Below are 21,874 nucleotides of genomic sequence, written 5' to 3'. Positions count from 1 at the left end.
GATGAGTAATTCCACCCCCGAGCGGATCGATTTCAATACCCCGACCCTGCGTCGCAAACGTCGCATGCGCGCCCTCAAGGACCGCCTGACGCGCTGGTACGTGCTGGTCGGCGGCCTGTCCGTGCTGGTGGCCATCACCCTCATCTTCTTCTACCTGGCCTATGTGGTGCTGCCGCTGTTCCGCGGCGCCGAGCTGGACGCCCGCGCGCCCCTGGCCCCGGCCTGGCTGAAGGAAGTACAGGCGCCCCTGCTGCTGAGCATCGAGGAGCAGAACCAGGTGGCCATGCGCGTGGCCGCCGACGGCCAGGTGCTGTTCTTCGACCTGGACAGCGGCGCCGAACTCAGCCGCCAGGCGCTCAAGCTGCCGGCCGGCAGCCAGGTGGTGTCCATCGCCGAGGACCAGCCGGGGCACCCGATGGTGGCGCTGGGCCTGTCCAACGGCCAGGCGCTGGTGTTCCGCCACGCCTACCAGGTCACCTACCCGGACAACCGCAAGACCATCACCCCGCAGATCGACTACCCCTACGGCGAGGCGCCCATCAGCCTCGACCCGCAGGGCCGCGCGCTGGAACACGTGGCCCTGGCCTCGGACGACGACGGCCTGCTGCTGGCCGGCTCCAGCGGCAGCCAGATGCTGCTGCTGAGCCTGACCAGCCAGGAAAACATGCTCACCGGCGAGACCACCCTGGAGCAGGAGGCCGTGAACCTGCCGCAGATCGCCGACCCGGTGAAGGCGATCTACATCGACCCGCGCAAGCAGTGGCTGTACGTCATCAACGGCCGCGCCCAGGCCGACGTCTTCGACCTGCGCACCCGCCAACTCAACGGCCGCTACAAGCTGCTCGACCATGCCAACCGCGAGGTCACCGCCAGCGCCCAGTTGCTGGGCGGCATTTCGTTGATGATCGGCAACTCCGACGGCGGCATCAGCCAGTGGTTCATGGCCCGCGACACCGACGGCGAACCGCGCCTGGCGCACGTGCGCGACTTCCAGCTGGGCAGCAAGCCGATCACCGCCATCGTTCCCGAGCAGCGTCGCAAGGGCTTCGTCGCCCTGGACAGCGCCGGCGAACTCGGCGTGTTCCACAGCACCGCGCACCGCACTTTGCTGGAGCAGCAAGTGGCGCCGGGCAGCGGTGTGCTGGCCCTGTCGCCGCGGGCCAACCGCCTGTTGCTGGAGCAGGGTGGCCAACTGCGCGGCTTCGACCTGAGCAACCCGCACCCGGAGGTTTCCTGGAGCGCGCTCTGGGGCAAGGTCTGGTACGAAAGCTACGACAAGCCGCAGTACGTCTGGCAGTCCACCGCCGCCACCACCGACTTCGAGCCCAAGCTGAGCCTGGCGCCGCTGACCTTCGGCACCCTCAAGGCGGCCTTCTACGCAATGATCCTGGCCGCCCCGCTGGCCATCGCCGCGGCCGTCTACACCGCCTACTTCATGGCCCCGGCGATGCGCCGCAAGGTCAAGCCGGTGATCGAGCTGATGGAGGCGTTGCCGACGGTGATCCTCGGCTTCTTCGCCGGCCTGTTCCTCGCGCCCTACGTCGAAGGCCACCTGCCGGGCATCTTCAGCCTGCTGCTGCTCACCCCGCTGGGCATTCTGCTCGCCGGCCTGCTCTGGAGCCGCCTGCCCGAGCGCATCCGCCTGGCGCTGCCGGGCGGCTGGGAAGCGGCGATCCTGATTCCCGTGGTGCTCGGCGTCGGCGCCTTCGCCCTGTGGCTCAGCCCGCACCTGGAAACCGCCTTCTTCGGCGGCGACATGCGCCTGTGGATAAGCCACGACCTGGGCATCACCTACGACCAGCGCAACGCCCTGATCGTCGGCCTGGCCATGGGCTTCGCGGTGATCCCGAACATCTTCTCCATCGCCGAGGACGCCATCTTCAGCGTGCCCCGCAGCCTCACCTACGGCTCCCTGGCCCTGGGCGCCACGCCCTGGCAGACGCTGACCCGCGTGGTGATCCTCACTGCCAGCCCGGGCATCTTCTCGGCGCTGATGATCGGCATGGGCCGCGCCGTGGGCGAGACCATGATCGTGCTGATGGCCACCGGCAACACCCCGGTGATGGACATGAACATCTTCCAGGGCATGCGCACCCTGGCGGCGAACGTGGCGGTGGAAATGCCCGAGTCGGAGGTGGGCGGCACCCACTACCGCGTGCTGTTCCTTTCGGCGCTGGTGCTGCTGACCTTCACCTTCGTGATGAACACCCTGGCCGAGCTGATCCGTCAGCGGCTGCGGAAGAAATACGCGTCGCTCTGAGCGGCGTCTGAAGAGGCACTTTCCAAGTGAAACAGAAGCAGGAAACGCTGAAAGCCTGGTTCGCCAGCGGTTCTCCCTGGGTGTGGATGAACGCCGGCGCGGTTTCCATCGCGGTGATCATGACCCTCGGCCTGCTGGCCGTCATCGCCGTGCGCGGCCTCGGCCACTTCTGGCCGGCCGACGTGCTGGAGGCGCGCTACAGCGTGCCCGGGCAGGAAGCGAAGGTGCTGATCGGCGAAGAAGTGCAGGTCGAGGAAGTGCCGCGCGAACGCCTGCGCGGCGCCGGCCTGCCGGTACCGGCCGAAGGCCCCGAATTCATGACCCGCGAGCTGCTCAAGCTGGGCAACCGCGACCTCTACGGCAGCGACTTCTCCTGGGTGATCGGCGACTGGCTCGCCGAGCGGCGCTGGCCGCAGGAGCTGGTGACCCTGGAGCGCCGCGAGTGGGGCAACTACTACGGCTACCTGGTCAGCGTGAAACAGGACGGCCAGGTGGTGGCCCAGGGCGCCGGCGCCATGCCTGAACTGCAGCAGCGCCTGCGGCGGGTGGAAGGGTTGTACGACCAGCTCTACCAGCTGGAGAAGAAGGACATCGGCGGCATCAACCACGAGCTGGAGCGCCTGCGCCTGAAGGAGCGCCGCCTGCAACTGCACGGCGAGCTGGATGCCACCGCCCAGACCGATCTCGCCGCCGCCCGCGCCGAGCTGCAGGGACGCTACCGCGAGTACGAAGACCGGCTGGGCGAGCTGCGCCAGCAGTTCAACCGCGACAGCGTGGTGATGCGCGAGGCCGGTGGCCGCGAGACCGAGATCAGCCTCGGCAAGCTGGTCCATGCCTACCAGCCCAACGCCATGGGCTTCGGCGCCAAGCTGTCGTTCTACTTCAAGAAACTCTGGGAGTTCCTCAGCGAGGACCCGCGCGAGGCCAACACCGAGGGCGGCATCTTCCCGGCGATCTTCGGCACCGTGATGATGACCCTGGTGATGGCGGTGATCGTCACCCCGTTCGGCGTCATCGCCGCGGTCTACCTGCGCGAGTACGCGCGCCAGGGCCTGCTGACGCGGGTAATCCGCATCGCCGTGAACAACCTCGCCGGGGTCCCGGCCATCGTCTACGGCGTGTTCGGCCTGGGCTTCTTCGTCTACGTGCTGGGCGGCTCGATCGACCGGCTGTTCTTCCCCGAGGCGCTGCCGGCGCCGACCTTCGGCACCCCGGGGCTGTTCTGGGCCTCGCTGACCCTGGCGATCCTCGCCGTGCCGGTGGTGATCGTGGCCACCGAGGAAGGCCTGTCGCGCATCCCGCGGGCGATCCGCGAGGGCTCCCTGGCCCTGGGCGCGACCAAGGCCGAGACGCTGTGGAAGATCGTCCTGCCCATGGCCAGCCCGGCGATGATGACCGGCCTGATCCTCGCCGTGGCGCGCGCCGCCGGCGAAGTGGCGCCGCTGATGCTGGTGGGCGTGGTGAAACTGGCGCCGTCGCTGCCGGTGGACGGCAACTACCCCTACGTGCACCTGGACCAGAAGATCATGCACCTGGGCTTCCACATCTACGACGTCGGCTTCCAGAGCCCCAACGTCGAGGCCGCGCGGCCGCTGGTGTACGCCACCGCGCTGCTGCTGGTGCTGGTGATCGCCCTGCTGAACTTCTCCGCCATCGCCATCCGCAACCGCCTGCGCGAGAAGTACAAGGCGCTGGAAAACTGATCCGCGGCCGCCGCCCGCGCAGGCGGCGGCCCGAGCCTCCAACGGGAGAGATGAGATGCAACAAGAACCCCATCGCCATGGCATCGACCTCGCCGCCCTCGGCCGGCCGATCCGCGAGGGCATGCGCCTGGACAAGGAGACCGTGGCCCTGGAAGTGCCCGGCCTGAACCTGTTCTACGGCCAGAAGCAGGCGCTGTTCGACGTCGCCATGCAGATCCCCAGGCAGCGCGTGACCGCCTTCATCGGCCCGTCCGGCTGCGGCAAGTCGACCCTGCTGCGCTGCTTCAACCGCATGAACGACCTGGTCGACGACTGCCGCGTGGAAGGCGAGATCCGCCTCGACGGCCACGACATCTTCGCCCGCGGCGTGGACGTGGCCGAGCTGCGTCGCCGCGTCGGCATGGTGTTCCAGAAGCCCAACCCCTTCCCCAAGACCATCTACGAGAACGTGGTCTACGGCTTGCGTATCCAGGGCGTGAACAAGAAGCGCACCCTCGACGAGGCCGTGGAGTGGGCGCTCAAGGGCGCGGCATTGTGGGACGAAGTGAAGGACCGCCTGCACGAGTCGGCCCTGGGCCTGTCGGGCGGGCAGCAGCAGCGCCTGGTGATCGCCCGCACCATCGCGGTGGAGCCGGAAGTGTTGCTGCTCGACGAGCCCTGCTCGGCGCTGGACCCGATCTCCACGCTGAAGATCGAGGAACTGATCTACGAACTGAAATCCAAGTTCACCATCGTGATAGTCACCCACAACATGCAGCAGGCCGCGCGGGTGTCCGACTACACGGCGTTCATGTACATGGGCAAGCTGATCGAGTTCGGCGACACCGACACGCTCTTCACCAACCCGGCGAAGAAGCAGACCGAGGACTACATCACCGGGCGCTACGGCTAAGGGCCGGGCGGCGGCCGCATCATAAATCTGCAACCTTCGGCGCGTAGCCTGCAGCTTTCGCGGAGCGAAACCACATGATCAACAAAGAAAGTCTCAGCCATCACATCTCCCAGCAGTTCAACGCCGAGCTGGAAGACGTGCGCAGCCACCTCCTGGCCATGGGCGGGCTGGTGGAGAAACAGGTCAACGACGCGGTCACCGCGCTGATCGACGCCGACTCGGGCCTGGCCCAGCAGGTGCGCGAGATCGACGACCAGATCAACCAGATGGAGCGCAACATCGACGAGGAATGCCTGCGCATCCTCGCCCGCCGCCAGCCGGCGGCCTCCGACCTGCGCCTGATCATCAGCATCTCCAAGTCGGTGATCGACCTCGAGCGCATCGGCGACGAAGCCTCGAAGATCGCCCGCCGCGCCATCCAGCTGTGCGAAGAAGGCGAGTCGCCGCGCGGCTACGTCGAGGTGCGCCACATCGGCGGCCAGGTGCGCAAGATGGTGCAGGAGGCGCTGGACGCCTTCGCCCGCTTCGACGCCGACCTGGCGCTGTCGGTGGCGCAGTACGACAAGACCGTAGACCGCGAGTACAAGACCGCCCTGCGCGAACTGGTGACCTACATGATGGAAGACCCGCGGGCCATCTCCCGCGTGCTCAACGTCATCTGGGCCCTGCGCTCGCTGGAGCGCATCGGCGACCACGCGCGCAACATCGCTGAACTGGTGATCTACCTGGTGCGCGGCACCGACGTCCGCCACATCGGCCTGACGCGCATGAAGGAAGAAGTGCAGGGCAAGTCCGATAGCTGAGCCGCACCTGGGCTCATGGCGGCGCTCGCCGAAACGCCAACCCTGCTGCGCCGAGCCGCTTTTCGTAGGATGGGTTGAGCCTGCGAAACCCATGCGGTGGTGGCGATGGGTATCGCTTCGCTCAACACCATCCTACGAGGGGCCGTGCCCGTCCGTAGGGGGTAGGAGCGGACCTTGTCCGCGATAGCCGGGCGTCCCGGCGCGATTCGCGGATGAGATCCGCTACGCTGCGCCACCCGCGCCATTCCCCTGTAGGAGCGCGCCCTGCGCGCGAAATCGCGGGCAGGGCCCGCTCCTACAGGTTGCCGGGAAGCACGGTATTCCTCCTCCGTAGGAGCGGACCTTGTCCGCGATAGCCGGGCGTCCCGGCGCGATTCGCGGATAAGATCCTACGCTGCCCCACCCGCGCCATTCCCCTGTAGGAGCGCGCCCTGCGCGCGAAATCGCGGGCAGGGCCCGCTCCTACAGGTTGCCGGGAGGCACGGTATTCCTCCTCCGTAGGAGCGGACCTTGTCCGCGATAGCCGGGCGTCCCGGCGCGATTCGCGGATGAGATCCGCTCCTACGCTGCGCCACCCGCGCCATTCCCCTGTAGGAGCGCGCCCTGCGCGCGAAATCGCGGGCAGGGCCCGCTACAGGTTGCCGGGAGGCACGGTATTTCTCCTTCGTAGGAGCGGACCTTGTCCGCGATAGCCGGGCGCCCCGGCGCGATTCGCGGATAAGATCCTACGCTGCCCCACCCGCGCCATTCCCATGTAGGAGCGCGCCCTGCGCGCGATTCGCGGGCAGGGCCCGCTACGAAGTCGGTCTTGGCTCCTCCCTCAGAAATTCAACCTCACTATCTCCGCCAACTGCCGGCCCGCGGGATCGCGGGCGCGGCTGTTGTCCTTCAGCGCCTGCTGCAGGCAGTGGATGAAGTGCCGGGAGGTCGCGTCCAGCCCCTGGTCGCGCAGGCGGATGATGCTGATGTCCCCGTCCGGCAATGGTTCCTCCAGCGCCAGGGCCCGTGCGCCGCTGCGCAGCGGTTCGCAGAGCATCATCGGCTGCGGCGCGTAGCCGAGCAGGCCGGCGTCGACGATCAGGCTGCTGAGCATGCCCGCGGAATGGGCGCAGACGATGCGCTCGCGGGCGATCTGCAGGCCATGCTGGCCGAACAGTTCATGGGTGGTCTCGGCGTAGCGGTCGGCGGTGAAGTTCATCGTCCAGTCGTGCTCCAGCAACTGCCTCAGCGAGCGCGCCGAGGCCAGCGGGTGGCCGTTGCGGGCCACCACCTGCATGCGATAGTGCGCCAGCGCCTGGTGCACGAAGTCCGCGCCCTGGAGGATGCCCGCCGGGCCCAGGGCGAACTGCATGCGGCCCGTGCGCAGCAGCGGCAGGATCACCGCCTGCAGCCCCTCGTACAGCTCCAGGTGGACCTGCGGCATGTCCCTGCGGAAGGCCTGCAGGGCGTTGCCCAGCAAGGTCTGGCCGAACCAGGGGGTGACGCCGACGCACAGCGTCGCCGCGCCTTCGCCGCGCAGGGCGGCCAGTTCCTGGCGGGCGCTGTCGAGCTGGGTGGCGATCTGCCGGGCGCGGGGCAGCAGCACCTGCCCGGCGGTGGTCAGCCGGGCGCCGCCGGCGTGACGCATCAGCAGCGGCAGCCCCTGTTCCTCCTCCAGCTCGCGCAGGGCACGGGTCACCGCGGCCTGGCTGAGGCCCAGGCCACGGGCCGCGGCGCGGATGCCGCCGCCGTCGGCCACGGCTATCAAAGCCTGCAACTGATGCAGTTTCAACGCTCGTCTCCCCTCCGAACACCGGAGGTCGTCACGACAACATTTTTTTGGCTTATGCGCATGCGGCGCCGACGCTAGGGTAATCCACGCCCAGCATACCGGCCGGTCACGGGCATCGATCCAGTCCAATCCCACAAGAAAAACAGGAGCGAGCCGATGAACAGAGCCTGCATAGCGCCGGGCATAGCCGCCATCGTCCCGGAAATGGTCGAACTGCGCCGGGCCATCCACGCCGAACCCGAGCTGGGCTTCGAAGAGTACTCCACCCGCGAGCGCGTCATCGAACGGCTGCGCGCCTGGGGCTACGAGATCGCCGAGATGGCCGGCACCGGGGTGATCGCCACGCTGCGCAACGGCCCCGGCCCGGTGCTGGGCCTGCGCGCCGAGCTGGACGCGCTGCCGATCCACGAGCAGAGCGGGCTGCCCTGGAGCAGCCGGGTGCCCGGCAAGATGCACGCCTGCGGCCACGACGGGCACACCGCCATGCTCCTCACCGCGGCCTGCGAGCTGGCCCGCGAGCGCAACTGGCGCGGCACCCTGCACCTGTTCTTCCAGCCCGCCGAGGAAGGCCATGGCGGCTCCGGGGCCAAGCGCATGCTCGACGAGGGCCTGCTGCAACGCTTCCCCTGCGACGCCCTGTTCGCCATGCACAACCTGCCCGGCCTGGCCGAGGGGCGCTTCATGGTCATGCCCGGGCCGTGCATGGCCTCGGCCGACGAGGTGACCATCCTCATCCACGGCCGCGGCGGCCACGGCGCCATGCCCGAGCAGACGGTGGACCCGATCCTGGCCGGCGCCGCGCTGGTCAGCGCCCTGCAGAGCCTGGTGTCGCGCAACGTGCCGCCGTCCGAGGCGGCGGTGCTGACCGTGGGCGCCTTCCTCGCCGGCGACGCCAGCAACGTCATCCCCGACAGCGCCGAACTGCGCCTGAGCGTGCGTGCGCTGAGCCCGCAGGTGCGCGAGCTGCTGCTGCGGCGCATCCATGAACTGGCGCAGCAGCTGGCCGCCAGTTTTGGCGCTCGCGCCGAAGTCCTGGTGGCGGCGGATGGCTACCCGGTGCTGGTCAACGACCCCGGCTGCGCGGGGCTGGTCCGCGAGCTGGTGCTCGACTGGCTCGGCGACGAGGGCCTGGAGCCCGAGCCGCGGCCCATCCATGCCAGCGAGGACTTCGCCTTCTGGCTGGAGCAGGCGCCCGGCTGCTACCTGATGATCGGCAATGGCGACGGCGAGGGCGGCTGCGCGGTGCACAACCCCGGGTACGACTTCAACGACCGCATCCTGCCGCTGGGCGCGACCTTCTGGGTCCGCCTGACGCAGCGCTTCCTGGCCTGAATCCTTCCCGCGGGGAATCCCAGCATGACAACAAGAACGACATCCTTCGCTGCGAGCGCCGAACCTTCCCGTGCCGGGCGCACCCGCGCCATCGCCGCGGTGTGCCTGGGCAACGCCCTGGAGTTCTACGACTTCCTCGTCTACAGCCTGCTCGCCACGCTGATGGCGCGGCTGTTCTTCCCCTTCGGGGAAAACCCGCTGACTTCGCTGATGCTGTCCTTCGCGGTGTTCGGCACCGGCTTCGTCATGCGCCCGCTCGGCGGCCTGCTGATCGGCCTGTACGCCGACCGCGCCGGGCGCAAGGCGGCCATGCGCCTGACGCTGTGGCTGATGGCCCTGGGCGCGCTGCTGTTCACCGTGGCGCCGACCTATGCCCAGGCCGGGCTGGTCGGGCCGCTGGTGATCATAGTCGCGCGCCTGCTGCAGGGCTTCGCCGTCGGCGGGCAGGTGGGCACCGCCACCACCATCCTGATGGAATACGCCGGTTCGGGCTCGCGGGCCTACTACTGCAGCTGGCAGGTGTTCAGCCAGAGCCTGGGCACCATCATGGGCGCGTTGGTGGTGCTGACGCTGAGCAACCTGCTGAGCCCCGAGGCCATGGACAGCTGGGGCTGGCGGGCGGTCTTCGCGGTGGGCATCCTGGCCATCCCGGTCAGCGAATACATCCGCCACCGCCTGGAGGAAACCCTGCCGGCCGCCGCCCGGGGCGACAGCCGGCAGGCGCGGGAAGGCGGCCTGGCGCTGCTGTGCCGGCACCCGCGGCAGCTGCTCACCGGCGTACTGCTGGTGATCGGCGTCTCGGTGCCGGTCTACATCACCCAGTTCTACCTGGCCAACCACGCCATCAGCGTGCTGGGCATGCCGCTGGGCGTCGCCACCTGGGCCGCGGTGGTGAGCAGCCTGCCGTCGCTGCTGCTGGCGCCCCACGCCGGGCGCCTGAGCGACCGCATCGGCCGGCGCCGCTCGATCTTCTGGCCGCTGCCGATCCTGTTGCTGGCGACCTACCCGGCGTTCCTGCTGCTCAACCAATGGCCCAGCATCGGCCTGCTGCTGCTGATCGTGGGGCTGCTCAACATCCCGCTGACGTACGGCATGGTGGCGTCCCTGGCGATCCTGCCGGAGCTGTTCCCGGCGGCGATCCGCGCCACCGGCCTGTCGGTCACCTACTGCGTCGGCGTCGCGCTGTTCGGCGGCTTCGCGCAGTTCTTCGCCGCCGGGCTGATCGACCTCACCGGCAGCCCGAACGCGCCGGCCTGGTACCTGGTGGGCGCCATCCTGCTATGCCTGGCCGGGTTGCGGATGGCTCCGGAAACCGTAGGGCGAACGCTGGATTGATTGACGGATGTGTCCGACCGGTCATGTCGGCATGGCATCCTGCCAGTGCCCGAGGCTATCCTTCGCCTTGGCGTTCCAGGGAGTCGACGATGAGCAAGGTCAGTGTTCTGGTGGTGGATGATGCACCTTTCATCCGCGACCTGGTGAAGAAGGGATTGCGCGACCATTTTCCGGGGTTGCGCATCGAGGAGGCGGTGAACGGCCGCAAGGCCCAGCAGCACCTCGCCCGCCACGCGGTCGACCTGATCCTCTGCGACTGGGAGATGCCGGAGATGTCCGGCATCGAACTGCTCGGCTGGTGCCGCGCCCAGGCGCCGCTGAAGGACGTGCCCTTCATCATGGTGACCAGCCGCGGCGACAAGGAGAACGTGGTCCAGGCCATCCAGGCCGGGGTGTCGGACTACATCGGCAAGCCCTTCTCCAACGACCAGTTGGTGAGCAAGGTGCGCAAGGCCCTGGGCCGCGCCGGCAAGCTCGATGCGCTGCTGGCCGCGGCGCCGCAGCGCAGCCTGGCCAGCGGCCCGCCGAACGACTCCCTCGCCGCCCTCACCGGCGGCAAGGCCGAGGTGGTTCGCGCCCCGGCCGCTCCAGCCGCGGCCCCGGCGCCCGCCCGTCCGGCTCCTGCTGCCGCGCCGGCCCCCGCGCCTGCGCGCAGTGGCGCCCAGGGCAAGGGCCAGGGGCAGTTGCGCCTGCCCAATGCCAGCCTGCCCTGCGTGATCCGCGGGCTCAGCCTGAAGGAGGCGCAGCTGGTGGTGAAGCGCGGCCAGGTGCTGCCGCAGGTGCTGGAAACCGCGGTGCTCGACCTGGAGGAAGACAACGAGGTGGCGCGCCTGAACGGCTACCTGCACTCGGTGGCGGCGCTGGAGCCCAAGCCCGACAGCGAGTGGCTGCTGCTGTTGCTGCGCTTCGTCGACCGCGACCCGCAGAAGCTCGACTACCTGTCGCGCCTGATCGCCCGCGGCAGCACCCAGAAGCACTACGTCCCCGGCGCCTGAGGCCTGCTTCACAGCCCGACGGCCGGCGGCTCGCCGCTGCCGGCCTCGGCTGCTAGTCTTGCTGGCGTCGAATACCTATAACCAGAGTCGACATGCTAGGGCGCTTTTTCTTCCTCTGCAGTCTATGGATGGCTGCGGGGCCGGCTGCGGCCGTGACCATCTACAAATACGTCGACGCCAATGGCGTGGTCACCTACACGGACAAGGCCGTGGCGGGTGCGCAGGTGTTCGTCTTCCGCGACCGCATGGTCGAGCACCTGGAGCAGCAGGTGAAGCTGCAGACGCTCAAGCACGACGGCTTCGAAACCCTGCAGGTGCGCAACGACCTCTACGCCCCGGTGGAAGTGGAGCTGAGCGTGAACGCCGCGCAGAACGCCGTGGGCGTGCCGGAGAAGCCGATCCGCTGGGTGCTGGCGCCGCGCAGCGCCATCCGCCTGGCCACGCTGAGCCCGCGCGACGCGTCGCGGCCGATGCAGTACAAGCCCAAGCTGCGCTACGCCCTGGGCGACCCGCGCCTGCAACCGGTGCCCTACGATTATCCGCTGCCCTGGCGCGGCGGGCCCTTCCGCCTGAGCCAGGGCGCCAACGGCAAGTACAGCCACTTCACCCCCAAGAGCCGCTACGCGCTGGACATCGCCATGCCCGAGGGCACGCCCATCGTGGCCGCCCGCGGCGGCACCGTGGTGAAGGTGGAGAACGCCCAGAGCGGGCGCGGCAACAACCCCTCCGGCAACTTCGTGCGCATCCTCCACGACGACGGCACCATGGGCGTCTACCTGCACCTGATGCGCGGCTCGGTGCTGGTCAGCGAGGGCCAGCGCGTCGGCGTCGGCACGCCCCTGGCGCGCTCGGGCAACACCGGCAACAGCAGCGGCCCGCACCTGCACTTCGTGGTGCAGCGCAACGTCGGCCTGGCGCTGGAATCCATCCCCTATGACTTCGCCCAGCCGGTGGGCACCCTGCCGAACTTCGCGGTGGTCAAGGAATAGCCAGCTTCCCGGCGAAGGCCGCGCGCAGGTCGGTGGTCGGCGGCGGGGCGAAGCGCAGGCGCTCGCCCACGCCTCGCAGGTAGCTTTCCAGGCAGGCGCAGGCGCGTTCCGCGTCGCCTTCAGCCAGGGCTTCGAGCATCTCGGCCTGTTGCCGGCAGCTGTCCGCGGTATGGGCCTGGCCGCGGCCCAGGGCGATGCTCACGGCCAGGCGCTCCAGCAGCGGGCCCAGCAGGTCGGGCAACAGGGGATTGGCCGACAACTGGGCCAGGCGCAGGTGCAGGTTCCGGGCCCATTCCTGGGCGCCCAGCGCGTCGTCCGCTGCCAGGCAGCGGCGCTGGGCGGCGAGCATTTCCCGCAGTTCCGCCAGGTTTTGCCCGTCCAGCCTTCCGGCCAGGCGCCGGAGCATGTCGCTTTCCAGCAGCAGGCGGGTTTCCAGCAGTTGGCGCAGGCGCTGCGGGTCGGCGCGGGCGACGCTGGCGATGCGCCGTGGCGCCAGTTCCACCGCGCCTTCCCGGGCCAGGCGCTGCAGGGCGCGGCGCACGCTGCTGGGGCCGGCGTGGAAGATCCGCCCGAGGGTTTCCTGGCTGAGCGGCGCGGCCGGCCGCAGGCGCCGCGAGAGGATGGCGGCGTGCAGGTCCTCGTAGATCCGCTGGGCCTGGCCGCGGCGGCGCGGGCCGGTTTCGCCGTTCATCGCCCGGTCCCCGCTTCCGGCACGCGCAGCGCCAGGTTCAGGCGCAGGCCTTCGTTGAGGATGTGCTGGCGCATGGCCTGACTGGCGCCTTCGCTGTCGTGCTGGCGGATGGCGCGGACGATGGCCTCGTGCTCGGCCAGCAGTTCCTCGGCGTGGGCGGCGTTGCGCTGGATGAGGTGGTCGCTCTGCTCCAGGGCGCCGGCGATCTGCTGCGAGACGCTGAGGAAGATCGGGTTGGAGGTCAGCGCCACCAGCTTGCGGTGGAAGCTGTTGTAGGCCTCGACCACGGCGGCGGCGCGGCCGTCCTCCACCGCTTCGCGCATGTCCAGCAGCAGCAGGCGCAGGCGGCCGAGGGAGTCGCCGTCGATGCTCTGCGCCACCAGCCCGGCAATGAAGGGTTCCAGGGCGTAGCGCAGTTGCAGCACGTCTTCCAGGGTGGCCGTGGCCGGGGCGCGGATCTCGCGCAGGGCGTTTTCGTCACGCTGCAGCACCATCACGCCCTTGCCGGGCAGCGAGCGCACCACGCCGAGGGTCTCCAGCACGGTGATGGCCTCGCGCAGGCTGGGCCGGCTGATTTCCAGCTGCTCGGCCAGTTCGCGCTGGCCCGGCAGCATCTGGCCGGCCGCCCAGCGCCCTTGCTCTATGGTCTCGAGCAGTTTCTGAACCACTGAATTGACCAGTTTGGATGAGGAAAACATGGTTGCTCCTGAGGCAGTTAAGGCGCGCGCCGCGCCTGTTGGGGCGGCGCGCGCGGCGGCTGTCGTCAGCCGCGCAGTTCGCCCTTGCCGGGCGTGGCGATCAGGGTCTTGTTCGCCCCGGGTTCGCCGTTGAGTACCGAACGTGTGCGTTGCAGGTCGATGTCGTTTTCCCAGCGGGCGATGACCACGGTAGCGACGCAGTTGCCGATCAGGTTGGTCAGCGCCCGGCCGATGCCCATGAACCAGTCCACCGAGAGCACCAGCACCAGGCCCGCAGCGGGGATGGCCGGCACCGCGGCGAGGGTGGCGGCGAGGATCACCAGGGCCGAGCCGGGGATGCCGTGGGCGCCCTTGGAGGTCACCAGCGACACCAGCAGGATGGTCAGCAGGTCGCTGATGGCCAGCGGCGTGCCGGTGGCATGGGCGATGAACACCACCGCCAGGGTCAGGTAGATGGAGAAGCCGTCGAGGTTGAAGGAGTAGCCGGTGGGGATCACCAGGCCCACGGTGGAGCTGCGGATGCCCATGTTCTCCAGCTTGCGCATCACCTGCGGCAGCACGGCGTCGGAAGAGGCGGTGCCGAGGACGATCAGCAGTTCTTCGCGGAAGTAGCGCAGGAACGGCCGCAGGCGCACGCCGCTCAGGCGCAGCACGGTGCCCAGCACCAGGCATACGAAGAGGATGCAGGTGAGGTAGAACACCAGCACCAGCGCGCCCAGGTGGCTCAGCGACTCCAGGCCGTAGCGGCTGGTGGTGAAGGCCACGGCGCCGAACACGCCCAGCGGCGCCAGGCGCACGATCATGCCCATGATGCGGAAGACCACGTGGCTGAACTCGTTGATCAGCCGCGCCACGCCGCTGGCCTGCTCGCCCACCAGGTTCAGGGCGCTGCCGAACAGCACGGCGAACACCAGCACCTGGAGGATGTCGTTGTTGGCGAAGGCGCTGAACACCGAAGTGGGAATCAGCCCCATGATGAAGTCCACCGGCCCGTGAATGTCCTTGGTGTGCGCGGCGTAGGTCGCGGCATCGCCGGCGGAGAGGCCGTTCAGGTCGATGTTGGCGCCGTTGCCCAGGCCGCTGCCGTAGGCCACCAGCAGGCCGAGGAGGAGGGCGATGGTGGTGAGGATCTCGAAGTAGACCACCGACTTCAGGCCGATGCGCCCGACCTTCTTCAGGTCGCCGGCGCCGGAGATGCCGTTGACCACCACGCAGAACACGATGAGCGCGATGAGCATCTTGATCAGCTTGATGAAGCCGTCGCCCAGGGGCTTGAGCTGGGACGAAAGCTCCGGCAGGCCGACACCGAACAGCACGCCGAGGGCCAGGCCGAGCACCACTTGCAGGAAGATCGAGCGGGAACAGCGGTGGATGAGCATTGAAGGTCTCCGTTGTCTGCGCCCGTCCGCATCCACGGGGGAGGGCTGAGGCGCGCAGTTATTGTTCTGGTATTACCGGTCAGACCAGTGCAACTTATGCCCATGCGGCGCCGCTGGCAAGAGCGAATGCGGCGATGGGGCGACGAGTGGTTTTGGGGAGTGGCCTTTGAGTAGGACGTGGAAGCTCTAGGACGGAGCTTCCAACGAGCTGCTGGGGGTGGGGATTTTTTAGTGGGCGATGGGGGAGGGCCCGTGGGTGGAACGCAACTGGTCAGGCCGGTGTGTAGGCCATCCCGATCGCGGACGGAGTCCGCTCCTACATCTCCCGGCAAACACGACACCCGTAGGATGGATTGAGCGAAGCGATACCCATCACCGCAACAGCATGGGTTTCGCAAGCTCAACTCATCCTACGAAAAGCGCCCCACATGACTGGTCAGACCGGAAGCAGGAGCGAGCCCGCACCCGCTCTTAGCCTATAGCCTATAGCCTATAGCCTATAGCCTATAGCCTACGGCCTGCAGCTGCCTTCAATCCATCTTGACCACCTTGGCCAATACGATCTTCGGACCCTTCATCTTCTTCACGATGATGCGCAGGCCTTCGGCTTCCAGCACTTCTTCCTCTTCCGGCACGCGCTTCAGGGTCTCGTAGACCAGGCCGGCGAGGGTGTCCGCCTCGATGTGGTCGAGGTCGATGCCCAGCAGGCGCTCCAGCTTGAACAGCGGGGTGTCGCCGCGCACCAGCAGCTTGCCCGGCTGGTAGGCGAGGATGCCGCGCTCGGTCTTGCGGTGCTCGTCCTGGATGTCGCCGACCAGCACTTCCAGCACGTCTTCCATGGTCAGGTAGCCGATCACCTTGTGGTCGGCTTCCTCTACCAGGGCGAAGTGCGCGCCGCCCTGGCGGAACTGCTCCAGCAGGCGCGACAGCGGCATGTGCTTGGTCACCAGCTCCAGCGGGTGGGCCAGTTCGTCCAGGTCGATGGTTTCCGGCTGGCTGTCGGTGGTCGCCAGCTCCAGCAGCAGGTCCTTGATGTGCAGCAGGCCGGTGAACTCGCCCTTCTCGGCGTCGAACACCGGGTAGCGGCTGTACTTGTGCCGGCGGATGGTCGCCAGCACGTCGGCCAGCGGCGCGTGGCGCTCCAGGTAGACCAGGTCTTCGCGGGAGTTGGCCCAGTCCACCACTTCCAGCTCGCCCAGCTCCACCGCCGAGGCCAGCACGCGCATGCCCTGGTCGCTGGGGTCCTGGCCGCGGCTGGAGTGCAGGATCAGCTTGAGCTCTTCGCGGCTGTAGTGGTGCTCGTGGTGCGGCCCCGGCTCGCCCTGGCCGGCGATCTTGAGGATGGTGTTGGCGCTGGCGTTGAGCAGCCAGATGGCCGGGTACATCGCCCAGTAGAACAGGTACAGCGGCACCGCGGTCCACAGCGACAGCAGCTCTGGCTTGCGGATCGCCCAGCTCTTGGGCGCCAGCTCGCCGACCACGATGTGCAGGTAGGAGATGATGAAGAAGGCGCTGAAGAAGGACACGCCGCGGATGATTTCCTCGGAGTGCACGCCCACCGCGGCCAGCAGCGGCTCCAGCAGCTCGGCGAAGGCCGGCTCGCCGACCCAGCCCAGGCCCAGGGAGGCCAGGGTGATGCCCAGCTGGCAGGCGGAGAGGTAGGCGTCGAGCTGGTTGTGCACCTTGCGCAGGATGCTGCCGCGCCAGCCGTGCTGCTTGGCGATGGTCTCCACGCGGGTGGCGCGCAGCTTGACCATGGCGAACTCGGCGGCGACGAAGAAGCCGTTGAGCAGGACGAGGAGAAGGGCGAAGAGTACGAGGCCGAAATCGGCGAAATAGGTCAGCAATTCGCTACTGGGGGAAGGGTCCATGGTTCTGTTGGCTGATGAATGAGCGGGTAAGCATGGCGGCAGCGTGCGGCGCTGGCAAGATGACCTTGGTTCAGGCGACCTGCTGCCGCGGGAAGTGGCAGACGAAGCTGCTGCCCTTGCCCGGCACGCTGCTGATGTCCAGGGTGGCGCGGTGGCGGATCAGCACGTGCTTGACGATGGCCAGGCCCAGGCCGGTGCCGCCGGTGCTGGCGTTGCGGCTGGAGTCCACGCGGTAGAAGCGCTCGGTCAGGCGCGGCAGGTGCTTGGGGTCGATGCCGATGCCGCTGTCCTGCACCGACAGGTGCGCGCCCTGCTCGTCGCCCCACCAGCGGATGCGGATTTCGCCGCCCTCGGGGGTGTACTTGACCGCGTTGAACACCAGGTTGGAGAAGGCGCTGCGCAGCTCGGCCTCGCTGCCCTTGAGCTTCACCCTGGGGTCGGCCTCCAGGCTGATGCGGTGCTCGCGGGCGCCGGACAGCGCCTGGGCGTCGTTGCGGATGGCCAGCAGCATCAGGTCCACCGCCACCGGCTTGTTGTCCGCCGGGTAGTCGGTGGCTTCCAGCTTGGCCAGCAGCAGCAGGTCGTTGAGCAGGCCCTGCATGCGCGCGGCCTGCTGCTGCATCTGCTGCAGGGCGCGGGCCCAGCGCGGGTTGATGTTCTCGGCGTTGTCGAGGAAGGTCTCCAGGTAGCCGGCGATCACCGTCAGCGGCGTGCGCAGCTCGTGGGAGACGTTGGCGACGAAGTCCTTGCGCATCTGCTCCAGGCGCTGCACGCGGGTGACGTCGCGGACCAGCATCAGGTGCTCGCCGTTGCCGTAGAGGGTGATCTGGAACTGCAGCAGCAGCTTGTCGTCCACCGGCGAGGGCATGTCCAGCGGCTCCTGGTAGTCGCCGCGGGCGAAGTATTCCTTGAAGCGCGGGTTGCGGATCAGGTTGGTCACCGCCTGGCCGCCGTCCTGCGGGCTCTTCAGGCCGAGCAGGCGTTCGGCGGCGAGGTTCCACCACTCCAGGTTGCCGTCGGCGTCGAGCATGACCACCGCATCGCGCAGCGCCGCGGTGGATTCCTGCATGCGGTCGATCACCGCCTGCAGGCGCCCGCGGGCGCGCTGGTTGCGCCGCTGCAGGTGGTAGATGCTGTCGAACACCTCGCCCCACAGGCCGTAGCCGTCCGGCGGCGGTTCGTCCTCGCGGTGGTTCTTCAGCCATTTGTGCAGGCGCAGCACCTGCCAGAGGGTCCAGCCGAGGTAGACGCCCAGGCAGCCTGCCAGGGCCCAACCGTATTGCCCGCTCACCGCGCCGATCAGCGCGGCGGCGACTATCAACAACAGCAGATGGCGGATCAGGGCGCCACGCCAGTCTTGGTTCACCAGGTCCTTTCCTTGTGAATATCAGGCGCGGGGGCGCGGTCAGCTCTTGGTGGAGAAACGATAGCCGGTTCCGCGGACCGTCTGCACCAGGTTCTCGTAGACCTCGCCCAGGGCCTTGCGCAGGCGGCGGATGTGCACGTCGACGGTGCGTTCCTCCACGTAGACGTTGCCGCCCCACACCTGGTCCAGCAACTGGCCGCGGGTGTAGGCGCGCTCCTGGTGGGTCATGAAGAACTGCAGCAGGCGGTACTCGGTGGGGCCCATCTCGGCCGGCTTGCCGTCGATGGTGACGCGGTGGCTGATGGGGTCGAGCAGCAGGCCGCCGACCTCGATCGGCGTCTCGCTGTCGCCGGCGCCGGTGCGGCGCAGCACGGCCTTCAGGCGGGCCACCAGCTCGCGCGGCGAGAAGGGCTTGGTGATGTAGTCGTCGGCGCCGACCTCAAGACCCTGGATCTTGTTGTCCTCCTCGCCCTTGGCGGTGAGCATGATGATCGGGATGCCCTGGGTCATCTCGTCGCGCTTCAGGCGCCGCGCCAGCTCGATGCCGGAGGTGCCCGGCAGCATCCAGTCGAGCAGGATCAGGTCCGGCTTGCGGTCGACGATGGTGGCGTGGGCCTGCTGGGCGTTCTCCGCCTCCAGGCATTCGTAGCCGGCCATCTCCAGGGCCACGGCGATCATCTCGCGGATCGGCGCTTCGTCGTCAACGATGAGGATTGTCTTGCCAACCATGGTCTTGCCTCGGGAATTCTGTACTGCGCCGCATTAGATAACGGAATTATTACAGCGATGTGACGCGGGCATGTTAGCCGAGGCAGGCGCCCGGCGGGGAACGGGGCGCTCTACTATGCTGTCGTGACCGCCCTGTTCCGGGCGGCCCCATGCGCGCCACCGGGGCCGTTGTGACGGCCTGCCCGACCTGCCGCCGTTCCCGCCGCGCCTTCCTTGCGAGTCCTACCTCAGAAGAGGAGATTCACGATGAACTGCAAACACCTGGCGCTGGCCCTGGGCCTGGCGCTGCCGGCCCTGGCGGCGCAGGCGGCGGAACCGGCGATGACCAAGAACGGCATGCTGGTCGATGCCAAGGGCATGACGCTGTACACCTTCGACAAGGACAGCGGCGGCAAGTCGGTGTGCAACGACAAGTGCGCGCAGAACTGGCCGCCCCTGGCCGCCGAGACCGGCGCCATGGCCAGCGGCGACTGGAGCGTGATCACCCGCGACGACGGCACCCAGCAGTGGGCCTACAAGGGCAAGCCGCTGTACACCTTCGTCCAGGACAAGGCCGCGGGCGAAGTGAAGGGCGACGGCAAGATGAACGCCTGGCACATCGCCAAGCCGTGATACGGAAGGGATCCGTGTAGCGGGCCCTGCCCGCGATTCGCGCGCAGGGCGCGCTCCTACAGGGAGCCGTTTCTTGCCCGTAGGGTAGGCGCCCGGATCAGCGCAGCGCGTAATCCACCACGGTGCCGACGAAGATCGCCAGGCCCGCCCAGTGGTTGTGCAGGAAGGCCTTGAAGCAGGCCTGCGGGTCGCGGTCGCGGGTGGAGTGGAATTCCCAGGCGAAGCAGCCGGCGGCCACCGCCAGGCCGGCGTAGAACCACAGGCCCATGTGCAGCTTGCCGGCGGCCAGCACCAGCAGCAGGAGCATCAGGCCCTGGAGGGTCAGGTTGATCACCCGGTCGGCGTCGCCGAAGAGGATGGCGGTGGACTTCACCCCGATCTTCAGGTCGTCCTCGCGGTCGGTCATGGCGTAGTAGGTGTCGTAGGCCACCGTCCATAGCACGTTGGCGAAGAACAGCAGCCAGGCCGCGGCCGGCAGCGTGCCGCTGGCGGCGGTGAAGGCCATGGGGATGCCCCAGGAGAAGGCCGCGCCGAGCACCACCTGCGGGTAGTAGGTGTAGCGCTTCATGAAGGGATAGAGCGCGGCAATGGCGGCGCCGCCGAAGGACAGCCAGATGGTCTGCTCGTTGGTGCACAGCACCAGCACGAAGCTGCTGGCCAGCAGGGCGAAGAAGGCGATCCAGGCTTCGCTCACGCTGATTTTGCCGGTGGCCAGGGGCCGCGCCTTGGTGCGCGCCACGTGGCCGTCGAAGTCACGGTCGGCGAAGTCGTTGATCACGCAGCCGGCGGCGCGCATCAGCACGGTGCCGAGGACGAAGATCACCAGGTTTTTCAGGCTGGGCAGGCCGCCGCTGGCCATCCACAGCGCCCACAGCGTCGGCCACAGCAGCAGGTAGATGCCGATGGGCTTGTCCATGCGCGTCAGCAGGATGAAGTCCCAGGCGCGGGGGTGCAGGCGGGCGAGGGGTTTGATCAGGGCGGCGAACATGGCGGGCTCCGGCGGTCGACCGGAGGGATTATACGGCCTCGACTCCGGCTGCGCGCCACAGGCGCGGCAGGAACACCTCGGCCACCAGCACGCCCAGGCGCTCGCGGCGGAAGCACGAGCGGCGGCCCCAGAGCAGCGCGCGGCGCACCTCCAGGGGCAGGAAGGGCGCGGGGTACAGGCACACCTCGATGACGTCGCGGCGGAAGGCGCTGTCGCTGAACAGCAGCTCGCCCAGGGAGCGGCTGCCGAGCTGCGCCAGGTCGAAGCCCGAGGCCTCCAGGGCCGAGCGGGGCGCCACGCTGCGGGCGAAGACCCATGGCTGGCCGTGGCCGCGCAGGTAGACCTCGCGCACCCAGCCCTGGCTGTGGCTGGGCACGCCCAGCGCCTTGCATTCGTCGTCGCGCAGCACCTGCCAGCCCTCGGCCAGCGGTTCGACGCTGAAGGCGCCTTCGGCGAGGGCGGTGAGGCGGCGGGTCAGGGAGCCCTGGTCGAACAGCCAGTCGTGCACGGCGGGCTCGACGTTGGCCGGCAACTGGTCTTCGTTGAGCCAGTTCGGCAGAGGTACGGAAAGGTCGGACACGGGAATTCAACGCTGACGTAGGACCGCCGCAGGGTACCACGGAACGCCGATCGTTAGCCTGCGACCTATCGCCCCGAGCGCCGCCCGCGGCTCATTCCCAGCCCTGCAGGCGCATGGTGGCGCGGACCAGGCGCTGCTCCTCCTGCTCGATCTCGCGCAGGTTGTCGCGGATGCTGTGGATATGTTCGCGGGCGGCGCGCTGGGCCTGGTCCGGCAGGCGCTCGACGATGGCGTTGTACAGGCGCGTGTGCTGGCGGTCGATCTGCCGCTTCTGCACCGGCCGGTGGTAGAGGTTGTTCACCGAGGCGAACACGGTGCTGAGCATCAGTTCGCTGAGCGACTGCAGGGTGTGCACCAGCACCGGGTTGTGCGAGGCCTCGCTGATGGCCCGGTGGAAGGCGTGGTCGCGGCGGGCGTGTTCGCGCGGGTCCGGCGGCGGCGTCTCGCTCTGCGCCAGCAGCATCTCCTCGTAGCGGCGCTTGAGCAGGATCAGATCGGCGTCGGTGGCGCGCAGCGCGGCCAGGCGCGCGGATTCGCCCTCCAGCAGGGCGCGCACCTCCAGCAGGTCGTAGAGGGTGCGCGGCTGCGAGGCGAACAGGTGCATCAGCGGCGTGGCGTCGTTGGCCCGGCTGAGGTCGGCGACGAAGGAGCCGCGGCCCTGCTCGGTGTCGATGATGCCGCGCCCGCGGAGGATGCGCAGGCCCTCGCGCAGCGCCGAGCGCGAGCAGCCGAGCTTGTCCACCAGGCGCCGTTCCGAGGGCAGCGCCTGGCCGACCTTGAGCACGCCGTCGACGATCAGCCGCTCGATGCGCTCGGCCACCTGGTCGGCCACCCGGGCGCGGGTGGCCGTGCTTTCGCCTTCCATTCGTCCTCCAACTGG

19 protein-coding genes are annotated in these 21,874 nt (G+C 68.6%); 9 read left to right on the top strand and 10 right to left on the bottom strand.

Annotation, left to right across the window (positions count from 1 at the left end):
- The first annotated feature begins 283 nt into the window (after positions 1–283).
- From PcP3B5_RS29720 to phoU, 4 genes are all read left to right on the top strand, one after another.
- Positions 284–2,260 carry an ABC transporter permease subunit gene (locus tag PcP3B5_RS29720; protein ID WP_371263861.1) on the top strand — a complete coding sequence of 659 codons (1,977 nt, stop codon included), beginning with the start codon at positions 284–286 and terminating at the stop codon, positions 2,258–2,260.
- A gap of 26 nt (positions 2,261–2,286) precedes the next feature.
- Positions 2,287–3,963: a phosphate ABC transporter permease PstA gene (pstA, locus tag PcP3B5_RS29715; RefSeq protein WP_162493538.1), complete on the top strand. Its 1,677-nt coding sequence runs from the start codon at positions 2,287–2,289 to the stop codon at positions 3,961–3,963.
- Positions 3,964–4,018: 55 nt separating this feature from the next.
- Positions 4,019–4,855 (top strand): phosphate ABC transporter ATP-binding protein PstB, encoded by an 837-nt coding sequence (pstB, locus tag PcP3B5_RS29710; protein ID WP_061563122.1) that lies wholly within the window; start codon positions 4,019–4,021, stop codon positions 4,853–4,855.
- Between the two features lie 74 nt (positions 4,856–4,929).
- Complete coding sequence (gene phoU, locus PcP3B5_RS29705; RefSeq protein WP_009614205.1) at positions 4,930–5,658, top strand: phosphate signaling complex protein PhoU; 729 nt, start codon at positions 4,930–4,932, stop codon at positions 5,656–5,658.
- A gap of 820 nt (positions 5,659–6,478) precedes the next feature.
- Here phoU and PcP3B5_RS29700 read toward each other — a convergent pair.
- On the bottom strand, positions 6,479–7,429 hold the full coding sequence (locus PcP3B5_RS29700) for a LysR family transcriptional regulator (protein WP_061563121.1): 951 nt from the start codon (positions 7,427–7,429) through the stop codon (positions 6,479–6,481).
- A 156-nt stretch (positions 7,430–7,585) separates the two neighbouring features.
- On the opposite strand from PcP3B5_RS29700, the gene PcP3B5_RS29695 reads away from it, so the two are divergent.
- From PcP3B5_RS29695 to PcP3B5_RS29680, 4 genes are all read left to right on the top strand, one after another.
- Complete coding sequence (locus PcP3B5_RS29695) at positions 7,586–8,761, top strand: M20 aminoacylase family protein (protein ID WP_061563120.1); 1,176 nt, start codon at positions 7,586–7,588, stop codon at positions 8,759–8,761.
- A gap of 24 nt (positions 8,762–8,785) precedes the next feature.
- Positions 8,786–10,096 (top strand): MFS transporter, encoded by a 1,311-nt coding sequence (locus PcP3B5_RS29690; RefSeq protein WP_061563119.1) that lies wholly within the window; start codon positions 8,786–8,788, stop codon positions 10,094–10,096.
- A gap of 89 nt (positions 10,097–10,185) precedes the next feature.
- Positions 10,186–11,091, top strand: coding sequence for a response regulator (locus tag PcP3B5_RS29685; RefSeq protein WP_061563118.1), 906 nt, complete (start codon positions 10,186–10,188; stop codon positions 11,089–11,091).
- 92 nt (positions 11,092–11,183) lie between these two features.
- A complete protein-coding gene (locus tag PcP3B5_RS29680) occupies positions 11,184–12,080 on the top strand; it encodes a peptidoglycan DD-metalloendopeptidase family protein (protein ID WP_061563117.1) in 897 nt (298 codons plus the stop codon).
- On the opposite strand, the gene PcP3B5_RS29675 is transcribed toward PcP3B5_RS29680, so the two are convergent.
- From PcP3B5_RS29675 to phoB, 6 genes are all read right to left on the bottom strand, one after another.
- The gene (locus PcP3B5_RS29675; RefSeq protein WP_061563116.1) at positions 12,070–12,771 is read right to left on the bottom strand and encodes a GntR family transcriptional regulator; all 702 of its coding nucleotides are present in this window, start codon (positions 12,769–12,771) and stop codon (positions 12,070–12,072) included. The two genes, PcP3B5_RS29680 and PcP3B5_RS29675, sit on opposite strands and share 11 nt — an antisense overlap.
- A complete protein-coding gene (locus PcP3B5_RS29670) occupies positions 12,768–13,469 on the bottom strand; it encodes a FadR/GntR family transcriptional regulator (protein WP_009614191.1) in 702 nt (233 codons plus the stop codon). Before PcP3B5_RS29670 ends, PcP3B5_RS29675 begins: the two co-directional genes overlap by 4 nt.
- A gap of 65 nt (positions 13,470–13,534) precedes the next feature.
- On the bottom strand, positions 13,535–14,848 hold the full coding sequence (locus PcP3B5_RS29665) for a C4-dicarboxylate transporter DctA (RefSeq protein WP_061563115.1): 1,314 nt from the start codon (positions 14,846–14,848) through the stop codon (positions 13,535–13,537).
- Positions 14,849–15,378: 530 nt separating this feature from the next.
- Positions 15,379–16,719, bottom strand: coding sequence for a hemolysin family protein (locus PcP3B5_RS29660; RefSeq protein ID WP_009614189.1), 1,341 nt, complete (start codon positions 16,717–16,719; stop codon positions 15,379–15,381).
- 70 nt (positions 16,720–16,789) lie between these two features.
- Positions 16,790–18,085, bottom strand: a complete 1,296-nt coding sequence (gene phoR, locus PcP3B5_RS29655; RefSeq protein WP_009614188.1) for a phosphate regulon sensor histidine kinase PhoR — start codon at positions 18,083–18,085, stop codon at positions 16,790–16,792.
- 39 nt (positions 18,086–18,124) lie between these two features.
- Positions 18,125–18,814: a phosphate regulon transcriptional regulator PhoB gene (gene phoB, locus PcP3B5_RS29650; protein ID WP_009614187.1), complete on the bottom strand. Its 690-nt coding sequence runs from the start codon at positions 18,812–18,814 to the stop codon at positions 18,125–18,127.
- Between the two features lie 246 nt (positions 18,815–19,060).
- Here phoB and PcP3B5_RS29645 point away from each other — a divergent pair, with 246 nt between their 5' ends.
- Positions 19,061–19,426, top strand: a complete 366-nt coding sequence (locus tag PcP3B5_RS29645; RefSeq protein ID WP_058072120.1) for a COG4315 family predicted lipoprotein — start codon at positions 19,061–19,063, stop codon at positions 19,424–19,426.
- A gap of 97 nt (positions 19,427–19,523) precedes the next feature.
- Here the strand turns inward: PcP3B5_RS29645 and ubiA are convergent, their stop codons facing one another.
- From ubiA to glcC, 3 genes are all read right to left on the bottom strand, one after another.
- Positions 19,524–20,414 (bottom strand): 4-hydroxybenzoate octaprenyltransferase, encoded by an 891-nt coding sequence (gene ubiA / locus PcP3B5_RS29640; protein ID WP_009614183.1) that lies wholly within the window; start codon positions 20,412–20,414, stop codon positions 19,524–19,526.
- Positions 20,415–20,442: 28 nt separating this feature from the next.
- The gene (locus PcP3B5_RS29635; RefSeq protein ID WP_043314995.1) at positions 20,443–21,000 is read right to left on the bottom strand and encodes a chorismate lyase; all 558 of its coding nucleotides are present in this window, start codon (positions 20,998–21,000) and stop codon (positions 20,443–20,445) included.
- An 85-nt stretch (positions 21,001–21,085) separates the two neighbouring features.
- The gene (gene glcC / locus PcP3B5_RS29630) at positions 21,086–21,859 is read right to left on the bottom strand and encodes a transcriptional regulator GlcC (RefSeq protein WP_043268087.1); all 774 of its coding nucleotides are present in this window, start codon (positions 21,857–21,859) and stop codon (positions 21,086–21,088) included.
- Positions 21,860–21,874 lie beyond the last annotated feature (15 nt).

Origin of the sequence: Pseudomonas citronellolis, assembly GCF_001586155.1 — a bacterium.
Lineage (GTDB): Bacteria > Pseudomonadota > Gammaproteobacteria > Pseudomonadales > Pseudomonadaceae > Pseudomonas > Pseudomonas citronellolis.
Note: the sequence above shows the minus strand (reverse complement) of the source record. Positions and strands in the feature narration are given on the sequence as shown.

Bases quoted from the DNA above. Each gene is read 5' to 3' on its own strand.
- PcP3B5_RS29720 (WP_371263861.1), top strand. From the start codon at position 284: ATGCGCGTGGCCGCCGACGGCCAGGTGCTGTTCTTCGACCTGGACAGC.
- pstB (WP_061563122.1), top strand. From the start codon at position 4,019: ATGCAACAAGAACCCCATCGCCATGGCATCGACCTCGCCGCCCTCGGC.
- phoU (WP_009614205.1), top strand. From the start codon at position 4,930: ATGATCAACAAAGAAAGTCTCAGCCATCACATCTCCCAGCAGTTCAAC.
- PcP3B5_RS29695 (WP_061563120.1), top strand. From the start codon at position 7,586: ATGAACAGAGCCTGCATAGCGCCGGGCATAGCCGCCATCGTCCCGGAA.
- PcP3B5_RS29690 (WP_061563119.1), top strand. From the start codon at position 8,786: ATGACAACAAGAACGACATCCTTCGCTGCGAGCGCCGAACCTTCCCGT.
- PcP3B5_RS29685 (WP_061563118.1), top strand. From the start codon at position 10,186: ATGAGCAAGGTCAGTGTTCTGGTGGTGGATGATGCACCTTTCATCCGC.
- PcP3B5_RS29680 (WP_061563117.1), top strand. From the start codon at position 11,184: ATGCTAGGGCGCTTTTTCTTCCTCTGCAGTCTATGGATGGCTGCGGGG.
- PcP3B5_RS29675 (WP_061563116.1), bottom strand. From the start codon at position 12,771: ATGAACGGCGAAACCGGCCCGCGCCGCCGCGGCCAGGCCCAGCGGATC.
- PcP3B5_RS29670 (WP_009614191.1), bottom strand. From the start codon at position 13,469: ATGTTTTCCTCATCCAAACTGGTCAATTCAGTGGTTCAGAAACTGCTC.
- PcP3B5_RS29665 (WP_061563115.1), bottom strand. From the start codon at position 14,848: ATGCTCATCCACCGCTGTTCCCGCTCGATCTTCCTGCAAGTGGTGCTC.
- PcP3B5_RS29660 (WP_009614189.1), bottom strand. From the start codon at position 16,719: ATGGACCCTTCCCCCAGTAGCGAATTGCTGACCTATTTCGCCGATTTC.
- phoB (WP_009614187.1), bottom strand. From the start codon at position 18,814: ATGGTTGGCAAGACAATCCTCATCGTTGACGACGAAGCGCCGATCCGC.
- PcP3B5_RS29645 (WP_058072120.1), top strand. From the start codon at position 19,061: ATGAACTGCAAACACCTGGCGCTGGCCCTGGGCCTGGCGCTGCCGGCC.
- ubiA (WP_009614183.1), bottom strand. From the start codon at position 20,414: ATGTTCGCCGCCCTGATCAAACCCCTCGCCCGCCTGCACCCCCGCGCC.
- glcC (WP_043268087.1), bottom strand. From the start codon at position 21,859: ATGGAAGGCGAAAGCACGGCCACCCGCGCCCGGGTGGCCGACCAGGTG.